This is a genomic window from Rhodoferax sp. RT5P35 (assembly GCF_056521385.1).
The window spans coordinates 235,050-252,144 of sequence record NZ_JBWMAX010000008.1; the positions used below are offsets into that span (position 1 = coordinate 235,050).

Annotated in this window: 16 protein-coding genes and 1 other RNA gene; 5 read left to right on the top strand and 12 right to left on the bottom strand. The window is 62.4% G+C overall.

Features of this window, described 5'->3' with window-relative positions:
* Window positions 1-44 precede the first annotated feature (44 nt).
* Window positions 45-746, top strand: coding sequence for a haloacid dehalogenase type II (locus AC097L_RS14925; RefSeq protein WP_479587287.1), 702 nt, complete (start codon window positions 45-47; stop codon window positions 744-746).
* Between the two features lie 60 nt (window positions 747-806).
* Here AC097L_RS14925 and AC097L_RS14930 read toward each other — a convergent pair whose 3' ends face one another.
* The 4 genes from AC097L_RS14930 to AC097L_RS14945 are packed head-to-tail and all read right to left on the bottom strand — an operon-like array spanning window position 807 to window position 4,759.
* Window positions 807-1,961 carry an extracellular catalytic domain type 1 short-chain-length polyhydroxyalkanoate depolymerase gene (locus tag AC097L_RS14930; protein ID WP_479587288.1) on the bottom strand — a complete coding sequence of 385 codons (1,155 nt, stop codon included), beginning with the start codon at window positions 1,959-1,961 and terminating at the stop codon, window positions 807-809.
* Between the two features lie 18 nt (window positions 1,962-1,979).
* Complete coding sequence (gene sbcB / locus AC097L_RS14935; protein WP_479587289.1) at window positions 1,980-3,449, bottom strand: exodeoxyribonuclease I; 1,470 nt, start codon at window positions 3,447-3,449, stop codon at window positions 1,980-1,982.
* 19 nt (window positions 3,450-3,468) lie between these two features.
* Window positions 3,469-3,918, bottom strand: a complete 450-nt coding sequence (rnhA, locus tag AC097L_RS14940) for a ribonuclease HI (RefSeq protein ID WP_479587290.1) — start codon at window positions 3,916-3,918, stop codon at window positions 3,469-3,471.
* Between the two features lie 55 nt (window positions 3,919-3,973).
* Entirely contained in the window at window positions 3,974-4,759 is a 786-nt protein-coding gene (locus AC097L_RS14945) for a methyltransferase domain-containing protein (RefSeq protein WP_479587291.1), read from the bottom strand.
* Between AC097L_RS14945 and gloB the strand changes: the two genes are divergently transcribed.
* Together gloB and AC097L_RS14955 are read left to right on the top strand one after the other, a co-directional pair.
* The gene (gloB, locus tag AC097L_RS14950; protein ID WP_479587292.1) at window positions 4,758-5,525 is read left to right on the top strand and encodes a hydroxyacylglutathione hydrolase; all 768 of its coding nucleotides are present in this window, start codon (window positions 4,758-4,760) and stop codon (window positions 5,523-5,525) included. The genes AC097L_RS14945 and gloB overlap by 2 nt on opposite strands.
* Complete coding sequence (locus tag AC097L_RS14955; RefSeq protein WP_479587293.1) at window positions 5,525-7,090, top strand: transglycosylase SLT domain-containing protein; 1,566 nt, start codon at window positions 5,525-5,527, stop codon at window positions 7,088-7,090. Before gloB ends, AC097L_RS14955 begins: the two co-directional genes overlap by 1 nt.
* 7 nt (window positions 7,091-7,097) lie before the next feature.
* On the opposite strand, the gene AC097L_RS14960 is transcribed toward AC097L_RS14955, so the two are convergent.
* The 6 genes from AC097L_RS14960 to gudD all read right to left on the bottom strand — a co-directional run bounded on the left by AC097L_RS14960 (window position 7,098) and on the right by gudD (window position 13,846).
* The gene (locus AC097L_RS14960) at window positions 7,098-8,141 is read right to left on the bottom strand and encodes an ABC transporter substrate-binding protein (RefSeq protein ID WP_479587295.1); all 1,044 of its coding nucleotides are present in this window, start codon (window positions 8,139-8,141) and stop codon (window positions 7,098-7,100) included.
* A 94-nt stretch (window positions 8,142-8,235) separates the two neighbouring features.
* On the bottom strand, window positions 8,236-8,826 hold the full coding sequence (recR, locus tag AC097L_RS14965) for a recombination mediator RecR (protein ID WP_479587298.1): 591 nt from the start codon (window positions 8,824-8,826) through the stop codon (window positions 8,236-8,238).
* Window positions 8,827-9,023: 197 nt separating this feature from the next.
* On the bottom strand, window positions 9,024-9,356 hold the full coding sequence (locus AC097L_RS14970; protein WP_295959601.1) for a YbaB/EbfC family nucleoid-associated protein: 333 nt from the start codon (window positions 9,354-9,356) through the stop codon (window positions 9,024-9,026).
* A 26-nt stretch (window positions 9,357-9,382) separates the two neighbouring features.
* Entirely contained in the window at window positions 9,383-11,128 is a 1,746-nt protein-coding gene (gene dnaX / locus AC097L_RS14975) for a DNA polymerase III subunit gamma/tau (RefSeq protein WP_479587302.1), read from the bottom strand.
* Between the two features lie 42 nt (window positions 11,129-11,170).
* A complete protein-coding gene (locus AC097L_RS14980; RefSeq protein ID WP_479587304.1) occupies window positions 11,171-12,469 on the bottom strand; it encodes a glycerate kinase type-2 family protein in 1,299 nt (432 codons plus the stop codon).
* Between the two features lie 42 nt (window positions 12,470-12,511).
* Window positions 12,512-13,846, bottom strand: a complete 1,335-nt coding sequence (gudD, locus tag AC097L_RS14985) for a glucarate dehydratase (RefSeq protein ID WP_479587307.1) — start codon at window positions 13,844-13,846, stop codon at window positions 12,512-12,514.
* A gap of 191 nt (window positions 13,847-14,037) precedes the next feature.
* On the opposite strand from gudD, the gene ffs reads away from it, so the two are divergent.
* Both ffs and AC097L_RS14995 read left to right on the top strand, forming a co-directional pair.
* Window positions 14,038-14,133, top strand: an RNA gene (ffs, locus tag AC097L_RS14990) — signal recognition particle sRNA small type.
* A gap of 114 nt (window positions 14,134-14,247) precedes the next feature.
* Window positions 14,248-14,532 (top strand): DUF6538 domain-containing protein, encoded by a 285-nt coding sequence (locus AC097L_RS14995; RefSeq protein ID WP_479587310.1) that lies wholly within the window; start codon window positions 14,248-14,250, stop codon window positions 14,530-14,532.
* Here the strand turns inward: AC097L_RS14995 and AC097L_RS15000 are convergent.
* Window positions 14,507-15,661 (bottom strand): IS3 family transposase, encoded by a 1,155-nt coding sequence (locus AC097L_RS15000; RefSeq protein WP_479587313.1) that lies wholly within the window; start codon window positions 15,659-15,661, stop codon window positions 14,507-14,509. The genes AC097L_RS14995 and AC097L_RS15000 overlap by 26 nt on opposite strands.
* Before the next feature lie 151 nt (window positions 15,662-15,812).
* Entirely contained in the window at window positions 15,813-16,424 is a 612-nt protein-coding gene (locus tag AC097L_RS15005; RefSeq protein ID WP_479587316.1) for a recombinase family protein, read from the bottom strand.
* Window positions 16,425-17,095: the final 671 nt, after the last annotated feature.

A 17,095-nucleotide genomic window follows, 5' to 3' on the forward strand; every position in this document is an offset into this window, starting at 1 on the left:
GCCTGCCGCACAGTGCGGACTTCTATAGCCAACCCACCACTTCCATGACGCTGCAACACACCCATCGGCCCCAGTGGCTCACCTTTGACTGCTACGGCACCCTGATCCAATGGGACGAAGGCCTGCAAGCGGTGTTTGCCGACATCTTGCAGCGCAAGAACGCACCGCAGATCGACGCAGCCACGCTGATCGCCCTCCACGACCGGCACGAGCACGCGCTAGAGCAAACCCCGCCGCACCGGTCTTTCCGTGCGGTATCGGGCACGGCGTTACAAATGGCATTGGCCGACCTGGGGCTGAAAGGCGATGCCGAAGATGCAAACCGCCTGACCGAGCGCATCGGCCGCATGCCTCCGTTTCCCGAGGTGGTGGCGGCGCTGCAGCAGCTCAAGACGCACGGCTACCGTCTGTGCATCATTTCCAACACCGACGACGACATCATTGCGGGCAACGTGGCACAGCTTGGCGGCACCATCGACCGGGTCATCACAGCCCAGCAAGGTGGGGCCTACAAACCGGCGCGCCAGTTGTTTGACTATGCCCATGCCCAGCTCCATGTGGCCAAGGAAGACGTGGTGCACATTTGCGCCAGCCCGCACCTGGACCACGCCGCGGCACGCGACATCGGCTTTCGGTGTGTGTGGATCGACCGTGGTCGGCGCAGCCCGCTGCCCGACTACACGCCAGATGCCACGCTGCCCACGCTGGCGGGCGTACCGGCGCTGTTCAATGCACTCGGTTGGTAAGCCATTTCGGGGTCTAGCACTTATTCCACCTACGCTGGCAGCTATATAAGCAATAGCAAATTACTTTACCGAGCGCAGCCGCCGGTGCTTACTAAAAAACGCCCACAGCAAGGCGCTGGCGTCCGGCCCTACGTTGTCATTGAAGCGCAGCGTGCCGTCGCCACCGCTCCAGGCGTGGTCCAACCCGGCGATGCGGCAGACCGACACAATGGGTTTGCGGCCCACGCGGTAGTCCAGCGTCTGGTAGGCGTGGCGCGGGCTGCGGCCTTTGGGCCGGGCGGGGGTGTGGGTAGTGACCGGGGCCAGGTCGGCAATGCCGTTGACCTGCAGGAACTGCTGCGCCACCTGCTGCTGGTTGACGATGCGCACCACCTTGTCGGCGTCGCCGTGCAGCACGATGGCGGGCATGCGCGGAAAGCCTCCCCCCTCCACAGTGGCCTGCACCGCCTGCGCCACATGGATGCCGCCGCCGGTTTGCATCGCTCCAAAAGCGGTCATGCGGCTGTCTGCCGTGCCAAACACCGGGCCAGAATGCAGGCCCACGGCGGCGATGCGAAACGGGTAGCGCAGCGCGATGATCTGGGCCAGCGCCGCCCCGGCGGAAATACCGGCCAGGTACACCCGGCTCGCGTCCAGCCCCAGCTTGGTCACCACTTGGGTGACCGTGCCCACCACCAGAGCCGCCTCGCCGCCGCCGTTTTGCGTGGCGCGCTGGTACCACTGCCAACAGCGGTGGGCATCTATCGCCAGCAGTTGCTGCGGGTACAGCACGGCAAAGCCTTTGCGCTGGGCCAGGGCGTTCATGCGGCTGCCCTGGGCGAACTCGGGGGCCGTCTGGGTGCAGCCGTGCAGCATCACTAACAGCGGCAGCGGCTTGAGGGCCTGCGCCTTGTCGCGCAGCGGCAGGTACAGCCAGTAGCTAATACGCTGTCCGTTGGGCGCGGCAAAGAAGGAGCGGGTCCAGCTGCCGGGCAGGGCTGCGGAGGGTGCGGGCGTGGCTGCGGGTTTAGATGCTGGTTTTGCCGCCAGTTTGGCCCTGGGTTTGGGCGTGGCCTTTGGCTTGGAAGGAGGTTTCGGCGGCGCAAGCGCCAGTTTCACCGCAGCTTTAGTGGCTTTTTTGGTGGCTGAGGTCAAGCTGCGCACCAGCTTGTTCTGTTGGGTCTTGGCGATGCGGGTCAGGCTTTTCAACCATAGGCTGCTAAAACTTTTTGCCATGGCGGTGGTCCGTTTAGGTTAATCGCGGTCGGGGGCGATGGCTTCAGCGTAGTCGTACAGGGCGCCCAGAATTTCTTCACCGCGCTCGTCTGCGGTTTCCGACAAGGTGTCGATCTCGGCAAACAGGGCTTCGATGGTGCGGGCTCCGGCCTCCCCGTCAAATAGGCGTGCGGCGCGGTGGGCTTCCCAACGGGCCGCCTCTTGCGCACTCAGGGTGGCGGGGAAGTTGCGGGCGCGGTAGCGAAACAGCAGCTCGGTCAGGCGGTCGTCGTCAAAGCTGGCACGGTTATCGGCCTCGTTTTGGGCCAATTTTTCGGCTAATTTTTCGGGTGAGAGCGCGCGCAGGTCGTTCAGGCGGCGGCGGTCACCATCGCCGACGAAGCCGCCGTACAGGTCTTCATCCACATCTCGCGCTTCTTGCGCCGGGCGGCTAAACACTTCGGGCCAGATGGCACTCATGTCGGGCAGCGCGCGCACCTCGGCTGCGTGGGCGCGCAACGTGTCACCCACCAGACCCCAGCGCTCGGCCAGTGCGGGCGACAGGGTTTTCAGGTTGGACACCAGCATGGGCGACTTGTTGAGGTGGATGGTCTTGATGGGCAGGCGCGCCACGCCCTCAGGCAAATCTTCGGCCTTGCTGAACAGGCGCAGGCGGATGGCTTCGGCATCCATCTGGCCCAGCTCGGCCGGGCTGTGCGCCAGGTCCCAGGCGATCAGCTCGTTTTTATTGTGCGGGTGCATGGCCAGCGGCCACATCAGGGCCAGGCAGCCTTGTTGCGCCGGGAACATGCCAGAAATGTGCAAAAACGGCTTGGCCGTCTGCAGCGTGGTGGGCAGGCCCAGCTCGGCGGCGACACGGTCTTTTTTATGCAGGCCCAGGCAAAAGTCAAACAGGCGCGGCTGGGCGGTGCGGACCAGGCGGGCCAGGGCGATGGTGGCACGCACGTCCGACAAAGCATCGTGCGCGGCCTCGTGCAGCAGGCCGTTGGCGGCGCTCAGGTCGGTGAGCTTGAAACTAGGCTTGCCGTCGGGCGTGGTCGGCCACTGGATGCCGTCCGGGCGCAGGGCGTAGGCGGTGCGCACCACGTCCAGCAGGTCCCAGCGTCCACAGTCGTTTTGCCATTCGCGGGCATACGGGTCGATGAGGTTGCGCCAAAACATGTGGCGCGTGATCTCGTCGTCGAAGCGGATGGTGTTGTAGCCCACGCCGATAGTGCCGGGCTGGCTGAAGGCCTGCTCGATCTGGGTGGCAAACACGGCCTCGGGCACGCCGCGCTGCAGGCAGATTTGCGGAGTGATGCCGGTGATCAGGCAGGACTGCGGGTCGGGCAAAAAATCGGGTGCAGGCTGGCAGTGCAGCATCATCGGCGCACCGATTTCGTTCAGATCCGCATCGGTGCGGATAGCGGCAAACTGGGCGGGGCGGTCCCGCCGGGCATTAGCACCGAAGGTTTCGTAGTCGTGCCAAAGAAAACTGTGGACTGCCATGCCTTCAATCACCGCTTGCTTACCGCTTGCCCAGGGCTATATCGACACCCCGGTTGGCCAGCGCATCGGCGCGCTCATTGCCAGGGTGGCCCGCATGGCCCTTGACCCAGCGCCAATCAATCTTGTGCCCGGCGGTGTTGACCAGCGTGTCCAGCCGCTGCCACAGATCGACGTTCTTGACCGGTTCCTTGGAGGCCGTCAGCCAGCCGCGCGCCTTCCAGCCCTTGAGCCATTCGGTCATGCCCTTGAGCACGTACTGGCTATCGATGTACAGGGTGATGCTGCAGGGCTGCTTCAAAGCGCTCAGGCCTTCAATCACGGCCATCATTTCCATGCGGTTGTTGGTGGTAGCCAGCTCGCCGCCAAACATTTCTTTCTCGGTGCCACTCCAGGTCAGCAAAACGCCCCAGCCGCCGGGGCCAGGGTTGCCTTTGCAGGCACCGTCGGTATACATATCTACGTGGTTCAAATACAACTTTCTAAATCATCAAACAGAGCAGCGTTTTTACCAGATGGCCTGTTGCCTAAGATGACGGTCTTTGTTGGCCCTTATTTGCAATCGGCACCGGCGCTTTGGCCAGGGCCTTGGGCACCTTCCAATTGGGGCCCAGCAAGCGCATGCCACGCACCCGCTTGACGGCCACCACGAAGTAGATAGAGCCAAAAATCGGCCAGTAGCGCTCGCCCGCACGGTCCATCCAGCGCATGCGCTCCAGCCAGGCGGCGCTGCGGGCAGCAGGCCGGTAGCAGCCAAATTGCACCGACTCCACTTCGAAGCTCAACAGGCGCAGCCAGTCACGCAAACGCCAGTAGCCAATCGCCTCGCCTACCTCGGGCAGGTAATGGTTGCCCAGCCGCAGCCGGTGCAGCAGCCGGGTGCGGCTATGGCGCAGGCCCCACAGGCTCATAGGGTTCAGGCCCGCAATCACCACCCTGCCCTCGGGCACCAGCACCCGCTCCACCTCGCGCAGGGTGGCGTGGGGGTCTGGGCTGAGTTCCAGGGTATGGGGTAACAACAGCAGATCAAGGCTGTTTTCTGCAAATGGTAAAGCGGCAAAATCGCACGCCAGGGTGGGCGAAGCGGGCGCAAAATCTGCAGCAGAGCCTGGCATGGCTGCATCGGTGGCCAACCAACGGTGCGGTATGCGGTTATTCTGCAGTGCTGGCAACCCTGGCAGCCCGAGCTGAAGCGCATGGTAGCCAAACACATCGGCGACTGCCTCGTCGAAGCGGCCCCGCTCCCAGTCCATCAGATACTGGCCCGGCGGGGTCCTCAACCATTCGTGCAAACTTATAATTTCGCTGCCCATGAACTTGCTTGCCCTGCCTGCTTTTGCCGATAACTACATCTGGATGGTGCACGACGGACAGCGTGCGCTGGTGGTGGACCCTGGCGATGCACAGCCAGTGTTTCACGCACTGCAGCAGCATGGCCTGCAGTTGGAGACCATTCTAGTCACGCACCACCATGCCGACCATGTGGGCGGCGTGGACGCATTGCGCGATGCCACTGGCGCCACGGTGTACGGCCCGGCCCGTGAGCGCATCCCTGCGCCGCTGCACAAGCTGAACCAGGGCGATCGCATCACGGCCCTGGGTATTGCCTTTGAAGTCATCGACGTACCTGGCCATACCGCCGGACATATTGCCTACTTTGCGCCCGAATGGGACGGTGCGCCGCTGCTGTTTTGCGGCGACACCCTGTTTTCGGGTGGTTGCGGACGGTTGTTTGAGGGCACACCGGCACAAATGTTGGCCTCGCTGTCCGCTTTGGCCGCCCTGCCCGGCACCACCCGGGTCTGCTGCACCCACGAATACACACTGGGTAACCTGAAATTTGCCCGCGCTGTGGAACCAGACAACACCGCGCTGGCTCTATACCAAGCCGAGTGCGTTGCCAAGCGTGCGGCCGATGTGCCCACCTTGCCCTCCAGCATTGCGCTGGAACTCCAAATAAACCCTTTTTTGCGCACACGCCATGCCACGGTCCAACAGGCCGCGCAGGCGTTTGATGCCTCCACCCTCGACGAAGCCAGCGTGTTAGGCGCACTTCGCACCTGGAAGAACCAGTTTTAATGAAATTTATCCATCTTGCTGGCCTGTCTGTCCTTATTTGGCTGACCGGCTGCGCCACCGTCGGGACACCCACCGCAGGCGGGATTCAGCCCAACGCAGCGTCCACCTCGCCAGCAACAGACCCCAAGCAAGCGCTGGTGCCGCCCCACACCGCTGTGTACCCACGCGGTACGCTGCAGCCCATTACCGCGGCAGATGCCCCATCGCGCGGTGTCGCCCAGCTCAAGGCCCCGGCCGACCTGTGGGAGCGCATCCGCCGCGGCTTTGCCATGCCCAACCTGCAAAGCGACCTGGTGGTAGACCGCGAGCAGTGGTACGCCACCCGCCCAGACTACATCCAGCGCATGACCGAGCGGTCCAGCAAATACCTGTTCCATGTGGTGGAAGAGCTGGAACGCCGCGGCATGCCGACCGAACTGGCCCTGCTGCCCTATATCGAGAGCGCCTTCAACCCGCAGGCCGTATCCAGCGCCAAAGCAGCGGGCATGTGGCAGTTCATGCCGGCGACCGGCAATTATTTTGAGCTGAAGCAAAACATCTTCCGCGACGACCGGCGTGACGTGCTGGCATCGACCCGCGCCGCCCTGGACTACCTGCAAAAACTCTACGGTATGTTTGGCGACTGGCAACTGGCCCTGGCAGCCTACAACTGGGGCGAAGGCAGCGTCAGCCGGGCGATTGCCCGCAACCAGAAGCTGGGCCTGGGCATTAGCTACTCCGAGCTGAACATGCCTGCCGAAACCCGGTTGTATGTGCCCAAGCTGCAAGCGGTAAAGAACATCATCGCCAACCCGGACATGTTCCGCACCGAGCTGCCACTGATTGAAAACCACCCCTACTTTCAAAGTGTAGACATCTCGCACGACATTGATGTCACCCTGGCTGCCAAGCTGGCCGACGTGAAACTGGAGGACTTCAAGGCGCTGAACCCGTCGTCGCACCGCATGGTGATCTTGGCCGCAGGCACGCCGCAGATCTTGCTGCCCTGGGACAACGCCACCGTGTTCACCCGCAATTACGATGCCTACACCCAGGGCCAGTACGCCAGCTGGACGGCCTGGACGGCTCCCAGCACCATGAGCGTCAGCGCCGCCGCCCAGCAAGTCGGCATGAGCGAATACGACCTGCGCAGCGTCAACAATATCCCGCCGCGCATGCTGATCAAGGCGGGATCGGCGCTGATCGTGCCACGCTCGGCCAGCATGCAAGACGTGAGCGGGAAGGTGGCCGACACCGCCCAGCTCAGCCTTTCGCCCGAGATCGTCAACCGCAAAGCTGCCGTCAAGGCGGGCAAGCGCGACACGGTAGCCAGCATTGCCAAGCGCTACGGTGTTACCGCCAGCAACGTGGCCGACTGGAACGACCTCAAGGTCAACGCAGCCTTCAAAGCCGGGCAACAGGTGGTTTTGTACCTGCCCGTGCGTCTGACCAAAACCCGCGCCAGCGCCCCAATTGCAGAACGTACGCAGGGCAAATCGGCCATCACCAAGACCCGCAGTGCCGATAGCAGCAAAGCGGCGCGACCCGCCAAAGCCGTGCCGTCCACGCGCAAAAAGAAACAGTAGGAGTCGCTTAGGCGCGAAACCGCTCCTTGGCCCGCTGGGCAAAGTCGTTGGTATAGGTTTTGCCCAGGTCGATCCGGGCTGCCTTGACCAGCGGATCGAAGCTGCCCAGGGCTTTCCACGCCGTTTGCGGGCCGTCCTCGGGCAGCAGCCCATCGGGTGATATGGCCTCGCGGGCTTTGTTGAATGCCGCCAGGTACACCGCGCGGTCGCCCAGAAAATAGCTGTCGGGCACGATTTTGACGATGTCGCTGGGCCCCGCCGTTTGCAGCCATTTCAGCCCATGCACCATGGCGTTGGTGAGTGCCTGCACAGTGTTGGGGTACCTGCGGACGAATTCCAGCGGGGCATAGACGCAGGCGGCGGGCATGGCCCCGCCAAACACATCCAGCGCGCCTTTCAGTGTGCGGGTGTCCGACACGATCTTGACATCGCTTTTTTGCTCCAGCATGCCCATCACCGGATCGGTATTGCAAATGGCATCGATCTGACCGGAGCGCAAGGCCCACAGGGCTCCACCGGCCGAGCCGATGCCGACAAACTGCACCTCGCCCGAGCCCACGCCCGCCCGCGCCAGCACTACATTTGCCACCATGTGCGAAGGAGCACCCAGCGCGGCTACGCCAATTTTCTTGCCCCGCAGGTCGGCCAGCGTGCGGTAGCCGGGCATGTTGTGGGTTGAGATACCCAGCGCAATTTGCGGTGCCCGGCCTTGCAGCACGAACGACTGGAACATTTGGCCCTTGGCCTGGCCGGTGATGGTGTTTTCAAATGCCCCGGCAAACACGTCTGCCGTACTGCCCGGCATCGCCTGGGGCGAGCGCATGCCGCCCACCAGGTCGCTGATCTCTACCTCCAGACCCTCGGCCTTGAAATAGCCCAACTGGTCGGCAATCGTCAGCGGCAGGTGGTAAAGCGCAGCTTCACCGTCCACGGCCAGCGTGAGCCGGGTCTTTTCCAGCTTGGTTTGGGCGCGGGTGGATGTCGCATGGAAACCTGCGGCCAGCAGGGCAGCAGCAACAAAGGCACGGCGGGGAAGTAGGTGTGTGGACATGCAGGTGGTGTGCGCCCCAGCATAAGGCTCATCCATTTGTTACACATTGGGAGCATCCCCGTCCGGGTTTGCCCGTAACGTTTTGGGCTACGGGTTAACGCCGGTCTACAAACGCATGCGCGATAGTGCCCAGATCCACATACTCCAGCTCACTGCCCACCGGCACACCACGCGCCAGCCGCGTCACCTGCAGACCCCGCGCCTTGAGGGCTACGCTAATCACATGGGCCGTGGCTTCGCCCTCGGCGGTGAAGTTGGTGGCCAAAATCACCTCTTGCACCAGGCCGTTGCTGGCCCGGTCAATGAGCTTTTGCAGGCCGATGTCTTTAGGCCCTACCCCGTCCAGCGGGCTGATTTTGCCCATCAGTACAAAGTACAAGCCCTTGAATGCCGCCGTGCGCTCCACCGCCGACTGGTCGGCCGGATTTTCCACTACACACAGCTTGCTGGCGTCTCGCGACTCGTCCTGGCAGGTATCGCAGATGTCTTCTTCGGTAAAGGTATGGCACAGCGCGCAGTGCTTCACGTTGCCCGCCGCCTGCGCCAGGGCCTTGGAGAGCATCTGCGCGCCCTCGCGGTCGTGTTGTAGCAGATGGAAGGCCATGCGCGAGGCCGACTTCACGCCCACGCCCGGCAGGCGGCGCAAGCCCTGGATCAAGGCGTTCAAGGCACTGGAATCAGACATACATGCCTTTAGCTACATTTTTCGTAGCTTCTAGCGTAGACGCCATATGCGCCAGAGGCCTAAAAAGCATTAAATCCAGGCAAAAAAACACCTTCCAGAACACCGCAGAACTGGCTTTGCCAGGCTGCTGGTGTTGCCCCCTGCAAGGGGGTTGGCGAAAGAGGCGTAGCACTGCAGCCTGGGGGTGCGCCACAAGCTCAGAACGGGAACTTCATGCCGCCTGGGAGGCCGGGCATGCCTGCAGTGAGTTTGCCCATCTTTTCCTGGCTGGTTTCTTCGGCCTTGCGCACTGCGGCGTTGAAGGCGGCAGCCACAAGGTCTTCCAGCATGTCTTTGTCGTCGGCCAGCAGGCTGGGGTCGATGGTGATGCGCTTCACATCGTGCTTGCAGGTCATCACCACCTTGACCAGGCCCGCGCCGGATTCACCGGTAACCTCGACAAAAGCCAGTTCGTCCTGGGCTTTTTTCATGTTGTCCTGCATGGCCTGGGCTTGCTTCATGAGGCCGGCAAGTTGTCCTTTGTTGAACATGGTGTTTCCTGGGTAAGTTATTGAAGTTAAACGGGTTTTAGCGTTCCTGGCACGATTTTCGCACCAAAATCGCGCATCAGGGATTGCACCAGCGGATCGCCCAGAATGATCTCTTCGGCGATGCGCTGTTTTTCATTGGCCACTGCGGCATTGCGCTTGGCCGGGCTGTCGGCCACGCTGCCAATTTCAATGTCTAGCGTGGCGTTGGGGGTGATGGACTCCAGCGCCACGCGCAGGCGCTCGCGGCTCATGGGCTGGCTCAGCGATTCGCGTTCGATGCGCAGCCGCCAATGACCGCCATCTACCGCTACCAGTTGCGACTGCAAAGCCAGCTCGCGTACCAGGCCGCCCACGGCATCGGCAGCGATCAGCTGCTGCACCGTGGCGTGCCAGTAATCGCCGTCTGCAGTGTGTACCGGGGGCGCGGCCACCGTAACCGTGCGCGCTTGCAAACGTTCGCTGGGTTCGGCTTGTACGCGCACGGGCAATTCTTGCACAGTAGGCAGCACGGGTACCTGGGGCGCTGCAGCGGCAACCGGCGCAGCCACGGGTGGTGGTGCGGGAGCTATGGCGGGCTTGACCGCAGCAGAAACCACAGGCGCAGGCAGCGGCATGGGTGCCCGCAGCGGCTCATTCAGAGTTTTTTTTTCCGCCGATTGGCGCACCGGGCTACCCGGCTTGAAGGCCAGCAGGCGCAGCAGTACCATGGTGAGGGCGGCATATTCGTCGGGGGCCAAGCCCAGCTCGGCACGGCCATGCAGGCACATGCTGTAGAGCAGTTGGACCTCATCCGCTGGCATGGCTTGGGCCAAACGGGCGGTATCGGCGGCTTCGGGGTCGGTCTCATCTACTGGCATGCCGGGCACGGCCTGGAGCACGGCCATGCGTTGCAGCACGTTGGTCATCTCTTCCAGGGTGGAGGCGGCGCTCAGGCCGTTCAGGCGCAAGGCTTCGGCGGTTTCGACCACGGTTTTGCCATCTCCCTGGGCCAGCGCGTCGATCAAGCGGAACACGTAGCTGCGGTCCACGCTGCCCAGCATCTGGCGTACCGTGGTTTCCTCCAGCTGGCCGTTACCAAAGGCAATTGCCTGGTCGGTGAGCGACAAGGCATCGCGCATCGAGCCGCGGGCCGCGCGGGACAGCAGGCGCAGCGCACCGGTTTCAGCCTGCACGGCCTCCAGAGCCAGCACCTGGGTCAGGTGAGACAGAACAGTTTCGGGAGCCATGGGGCGCAGGTTGAACTGCAGGCAGCGCGACAGCACGGTGACCGGCACTTTTTGCGGATCGGTGGTGGCCAGTACAAACTTCAGGTATTCGGGCGGCTCTTCCAGGGTTTTCAGCATCGCGTTGAACGCGGTGTTGGTCAACATGTGCACTTCGTCGATCATGAAGACCTTGAAGCGGCCCTGCACCGGCTTGTACACGGCCTGCTCCAGCAGGGCCTGCACTTCGTCCACGCCCCGGTTGGAAGCAGCGTCCAGTTCGGTGTAGTCTACAAACCGACCGCTATCAATATCAGTGCAGGCACTGCAGACACCACAAGGGCTGGCGGTGATTCCACCGGTGCCATCGGGGCCCTGGCAATTGAGCGACTTGGCCAGAATGCGCGACACCGTGGTTTTGCCCACGCCGCGCGTACCCGTGAACAGGTAGGCATGGTGCAGGCGCTGGGTGGTCAGGGCGTTGCTGAGGGCCTGCACCACGTGCTCCTGCCCCACCATTTCAGAGAAATTACGCGGACGGTACTTGCGGGCGAGCACGAGATAAGACATGCCAGGATTCTAAAGGGCTAGCAAAGCCCTTTTAGGACGCGGCTAGCCCTCAATCAGGATCGCGCGAAAGTCGTTCACGTTGGTCAGCGTGGGCCCGGTCACCACGGAATCGCCCAGCGCCTGAAAGAAGCTGTGCGCGTCGTTGTTGTCCAGGCTGCTGCGCGGGTTGGTGCCCAAGGCCCAGGCGCGGGCCAAGGTGTCGGGCGTGACGACGGCTCCGGCGATTTCTTCGGCCCCGTCCACGCCGTCGGTGTCACCGGCCAGTGCATAGACACCCGGCAGGCCTTTCAGCGCTACCGCCAGCGACAGCAAAAATTCGACATTGCGCCCTCCCCGGCCTGTGCCGCGCAGGGTAACGGTGGTTTCGCCGCCCGACAGCAGTACGCAAGGCGTGGTGAATGGCTGGCCATGCACGGCCACCTGGCGGGCGATACCAGCCATGGCTTTGCCCAAGTCGCGGGCTTCGCCCTCCAGGCTGTCACCCAGGATGTACGGGGTGATGCCGGCCTCACGCGCTACCTGGGCTGCGGCTTCCAGGGCGATTTGCGGTGCGGTGACCATGCGTGTCTGGATGCCCGCCAGGCGCGGGTCGCCGGGCTTGACGCTTTCGCCCGTACTGCCCGCACCACTTTCCAGCAAGCTGCGCACCGCGGGCGGCACCGCGATGCGATAACGGTCTACGATGGCCATCGCATCGGCGCAGGTGGTTGGGTCGGCCACGGTGGGGCCAGAGGCGATGTCGATGGGGTCATCGCCCGGCACATCGGATATCAGCAGCGTCAGCACCTGTGCGGGGTGGCACACGGCGGCCAGCCGTCCGCCCTTCAGGCTGGACAGGTGGCGACGCACGCAGTTCATCTCGGAAATACTGGCTCCGCTGTGCAGCAGCGCGGTGTTCACGGCCTGCTTGTCTGCCAGGGTTAGCCCCTCGCCGGGAGCCACCAGCAGCGAAGAGCCGCCGCCGGAAATCAGCGCAATCACCAGGTCATCCGCCGTCAGGCCGGTGACCAACTGGCGGATGCGCTGCGCCGCTGCCAGCCCTGCGGCATCGGGCACCGGGTGGGCGGCCTGCACAATTTCGATGCGCTGGCACGGCACGTCGTAGCCGTAGCGCGTGACGACCAGGCCTTCCAGCGGGCCGCTCCAGTGGTCCTCAAGCGCCCGCGCCATCGCTGCAGAGGCCTTGCCCGCACCGATAACGATGGTGCGGGCCTTGGGCGGCGGCGGGAGGTGCGGCGGAAGGCACAGCGCGGGCTGGGCGGCGGCCACGGCGGCGTCGAACATGCGGCGCAAGAGCGGCTGGGGGCTGGGGCGGCAGTCTGGTCCGATGATGGCGGTCATGGTGGTTTTCTACTTGTCGGGCTGTCGACGGTACCAGCAGATTCAACGGTCCAGCGCAGGGCGCTTGGGGTCGAACTTCCAACCCGGCACCAGGCTCTGCATGGCCATGGCATCGTCCCGCGCGCCCAGGCCGTGCTGCAGGTAAAGCTGGTGGGCTTTTTCCACCTCGACCATGTCCAGTTCCACGCCCAGGCCCGGCTTTTTGGGCACCTGCACCAGGCCGCCCTGGATTTGCAGCGGCTCTTGTGTCAGACGCTGGCCGTCCTGCCAGATCCAATGGGTGTCAATAGCGGTTACGCGGCCCGGTGCTGCCGCCGCCACGTGGGTGAACATGGCCAGCGACACGTCAAAGTGGTTGTTGGAATGCGAGCCCCAGGTCAAGCCCCAGTCACGGCAGGTCTGCGCCACCCGCACCGAACCCGCCATGGTCCAGAAATGCGGGTCGGCCAGCGGAATATCCACCGACTGCAGCGACAGCGCGTGGTTGAGCTGGCGCCAGTCGGTAGCGACCATGTTGGTGGCCGTGGGTAGGCCAGTAGCGCGACGGAATTCGGCCATCACCTCGCGGCCCGAGAAGCCGTCTTCGGCCCCGCACGGATCTTCGGCATAGGCCACCACGCCGCGCATGTCGCGCATCAGGCGCACCGCGTCTTTCAGCAACCAGCCGCCGTTCGGGTCCAGGGTGACGCGGGCCTCGGGAAAGCGGGCGTGCAGCGCGTGCATGGCCTGTATCTCTTCTTCGCCACGCAGCACGCCGCCCTTGAGCTTGAAGTCGTTGAAACCATAGCGTTCGTGGGCGGCTTCGGCCAGTCGCACCACCGCATCGGGGGTCATCGCGGCCTCATGGCGCAGACGGAACCAGTCGTTATCGGCACCGGGATCAGCCACGTACGGCAGATCGGTTCTGGTGCGGTCACCCACGTAGAACAAATAACCCAGCATTTCCACCGCATCGCGCTGCTGGCCTTCGCCCAGCAAGGCGGCGACCGGCACGTCCAGGTGCTGGCCCAGCAAATCCAGCAGCGCGGACTCGATGGCCGTGATCGCGTGGATGGTGGTGCGCAAATCGAAGGTTTGCAGCCCGCGCCCGCCACTATCGCGGTCGGCAAACTGCTTTTGCACCTGCTGCAGCACGCGCTGGTGCGAGCCAATGGGCTGGCCGACCACCAGCGCGCTGGCATCTTCCAGCGTCTGGCGGATCTTCTCGCCACCCGGTACCTCGCCCACACCGGTATGGCCTGCGTTGTCGGTCAGGATCAGCAAATTGCGGGTAAAAAACGGGCTGTGTGCACCGCTCAGATTCAGCAGCATGCTGTCGCGCCCCGCAACAGGAATCACCCGCAAAGCAGTAATAACGGGGGTGGAATGGGTGGGCATGGATGTCTCCGTAGATTAAAAAATGGCGTTTTATCCAAAAACAGCCAAATGTTAACGATAACATTTAGACAAAACAAGCCCACCGCCCGATAAATGTAGCAAAACAACACCTGAATGCCCGCATCGACTAACTGCCACATGGACCACCCAGCCGCCGCAAGGGGCTCATATCCTCGCTTACAATATTGATTGACGGACCTTCCCGCATGGTGAAGCGGCCAACCGGGTCAGGTGGGGAACCAAGCAGCCCTAACTGTGGAGCCAGTGCCGGGGTAAGGTTCGTCAACCCCCATTTCAATTAGTCCTTTAAACTCAATAACTTAAGTGTTATCAAGGACTTACAAGCCCCTTTTGTATCACTTGCCTGTGTCACTTACTCAAAAATGACCACAGGAAAAGACATGGCAAAAGTCGAGGGTTTGAACCAACGGGGTAGTCGCTGGTACGTCAAAATTATTGTTCCCGACGACTTACACGAGACCTACGGCAAGTCACGCGTGAACCCCTCACTGGGAACTAGCGACCGCAAAGAGGCGGTCCTATTAGCAACCCTGAAGCGGGCCGAATGGCTGGCAGACTTTGAGGCCAAGCGCTGCCAAGCTAACCCCGAACCCCTAAGCGCAATAACCCCGGATCTGGCAAAGCTGCTAGCTGTGCTGGTCAAGTTTTTTCGGACACAACGATAGGTTGTTTGATTGCCGATTGCTGTTCGAAGGCATTGGGTGGCAAGTTGCCCAGTTTGGAATGCAGCCGTACGCTGTTATAGAAGCCCACGATGTAGTCAGCGATGTCTGTCATTGCCTCGGCGTGGTTGGCGTAGTCGCGCTGCCAGACCCGCTCCGTCTTGAGGCTCAGGAAGAAGCGCTCCATCACCGCGTTGTCCCAACAGTTGCCCTTGCGGCTCATGCTTCCGACTAGAGTGTGGCGCGCCAGCAGCGCCTGGTGCAGCGCGCTGGCGTACTGGCTGCCCCGGTCAGAATGAACAATTAGCCCTGGCGCGGAGTGGCGCTGCGCGATGGCCAACTGCAGCGCCGCGCACACCAACTCGGCATGCATGGTCGGCGCCATCGCCCAGCCCACGACTTTGCGCGCATACAGGTCCAGCACTACCGCCAGGTACAGCCAGCCGCTGCGCGTGCGGATGTAAGTGATGTCGCTCACCCAGGCCTGATTGGGGAGGTTCGGATTGAAGCGCCGTGCCAGCAGGTTGTCCGAGACCGGCAGCGCATGACCGCTATCGGTAGTGTGGACGAACTTGCGCCGCCACAGGGTCCGCAACCTGTTCTCACGCATCAAACGCCGTACTCGGTAACGCCCGATGTGCAGCCCCTGAGCACGCAATACCGCACCAAGGCGACGGCTGCCATAGACCTTGCCGCTGGCGGCGAACTCGGCCTTCAATTGCGTGCTGACCAAGCAAGCCTTGGGCGCAATTTTGGCGCGCTGACGGGCACCGTAGTAGCCCGAACGGCTGACGCCCAGCACGCGGCATAGCCGCTCGACGGTGACGGCCTTCTTGTGCAGTTGCTCGACGAACTGGTAGCTCATCGAAGCTCGCGGGCAAAGAAGGCCGATGCTTTTTTTAGGATATCGACGTCGCCTCGCAGTTGCTTGTTCTCCGCCTCCAACTGGCGGATGCGTTGCTGCTCGGCGGTGAGCGGTTTGCCAATGCCGGGGCGGCCAGCGCCGTACGGCCGTCTCGCCCAGCTTCAGGTCGCGGCAAACCTCAATCACGCTTAAGCCCTGCTCGCGAATCATCTGCACGACTTGCAGCTTGAACTCCGCGTTGAATGTTCGTCTTTGCTTCTTGGTCATATTTCTCGTCCAGGTGGATTCCACCTATCGAGGTGTCCGGGGGAATCAGACCAGCACAATACGGTGTTCATAGGGTTGCCCATGGCTGCGTGCTGGGCACGGGAAAGAGCGTAGAGGGAGGCCCAGATGGCGTTGTTGCGAGCTTTACGGGCTACTTCGCTAGGTTCGCGTAAAGCGTGGTGCGGGAGATACCCAGCGCAGCCGCTATCTGCGCCTTGGGCTTGCCCTCCTTCACCATGACCTGTAGTTTTGCTACGCCATCGGCATCTAGGGAAGCCTTACGGCCCTTGTAAACGCCTTTGGTCTTGGCAATGGCGATACCTTCCCTTTGGCGCTCCAGGATCAAAGATCGTTCAAACTGACCCACAGCACCCAGCAACTGGAGCATGAGCGTATTGATGGGCGAGTCATCCCCGGTGAAGGTCATTCCCTGCGCAACGAACGACACCGCAACACCTTTGGCCGTGAGACCCTTCACGATCCCCTCTAGATCACCAAGGGAGCGGGCCAAGCGGTCCATGCTGTGGACTAGGACCGTATCACCAGCACGCACGAACTCAAGCATGGCCTGTAACTGGGGCCGCTGTGTGTCTTTCCCACTGGCCTTGTCGGTGAAGGTCTTATCCGTGTGGATGCCGTCCAACTGCCTAGCGCTGTTCTGGTCCAGGCTGCTCACTCGGATGTAACCCACGGTGTGGCCCTTGGACTCTACTGGCGTAGCTGTGGCTGCTGGGTTGGTGCTGGTTGCTGCGCTGGTGCTCATGGTCAATCCGTCCGGTGTAGTTGTGTACGGATTGATTCTAAGAGTCAATCAGGAATGTGTCAATCAATAAGTAAAGCCACCCCAGCCGGACACTATTCCAGAGCATTGCGGCTGTGCAGTTGGGGTGTACTTCAGGCGAACATTTTGGCCTAGTCAGAGCCCGCGCGGCTGCTGGCATAGAGCAGAGGGACAATGATCCAGACAAAGATTAGGTAATCGGCGGAGACACATGTAGAGGCTGTGATGAAAAGGAGCACCCACGCAACAGCAGCAGGGCCGGAGATGGCCTTCTTCTTCATGGAGTCCTTCGTATTGCGGCTGCACAAACCGCACAGCTTGTGCCATCGTGGACGCTGCTGCGCAGGGAGTCAAGCGCCCGGATAAGGCGGGGTACCCACACCAGCAGCTTGCCCCATCCATCCCTACCGATTACCCTTCAAAGCCTAGCCATTCACAGGAGCCACGCCCGTGACCTTACGCAAGCAGTTCGACCAATGGACCACCACGCCACCCAGCAGGGACAGCGAAGGGATGGCGCATGCGTTCGCCCGTGCGTAAGCGTCCAGCCATCCCATCTTGACGAGGTCAGCCGGCGTTGCCCCAACGATGCGGCAACAGCTCCTCGATCCGGTTGTTCGGATGCGCCAATAACCGCTCAAGCACATCCTTGA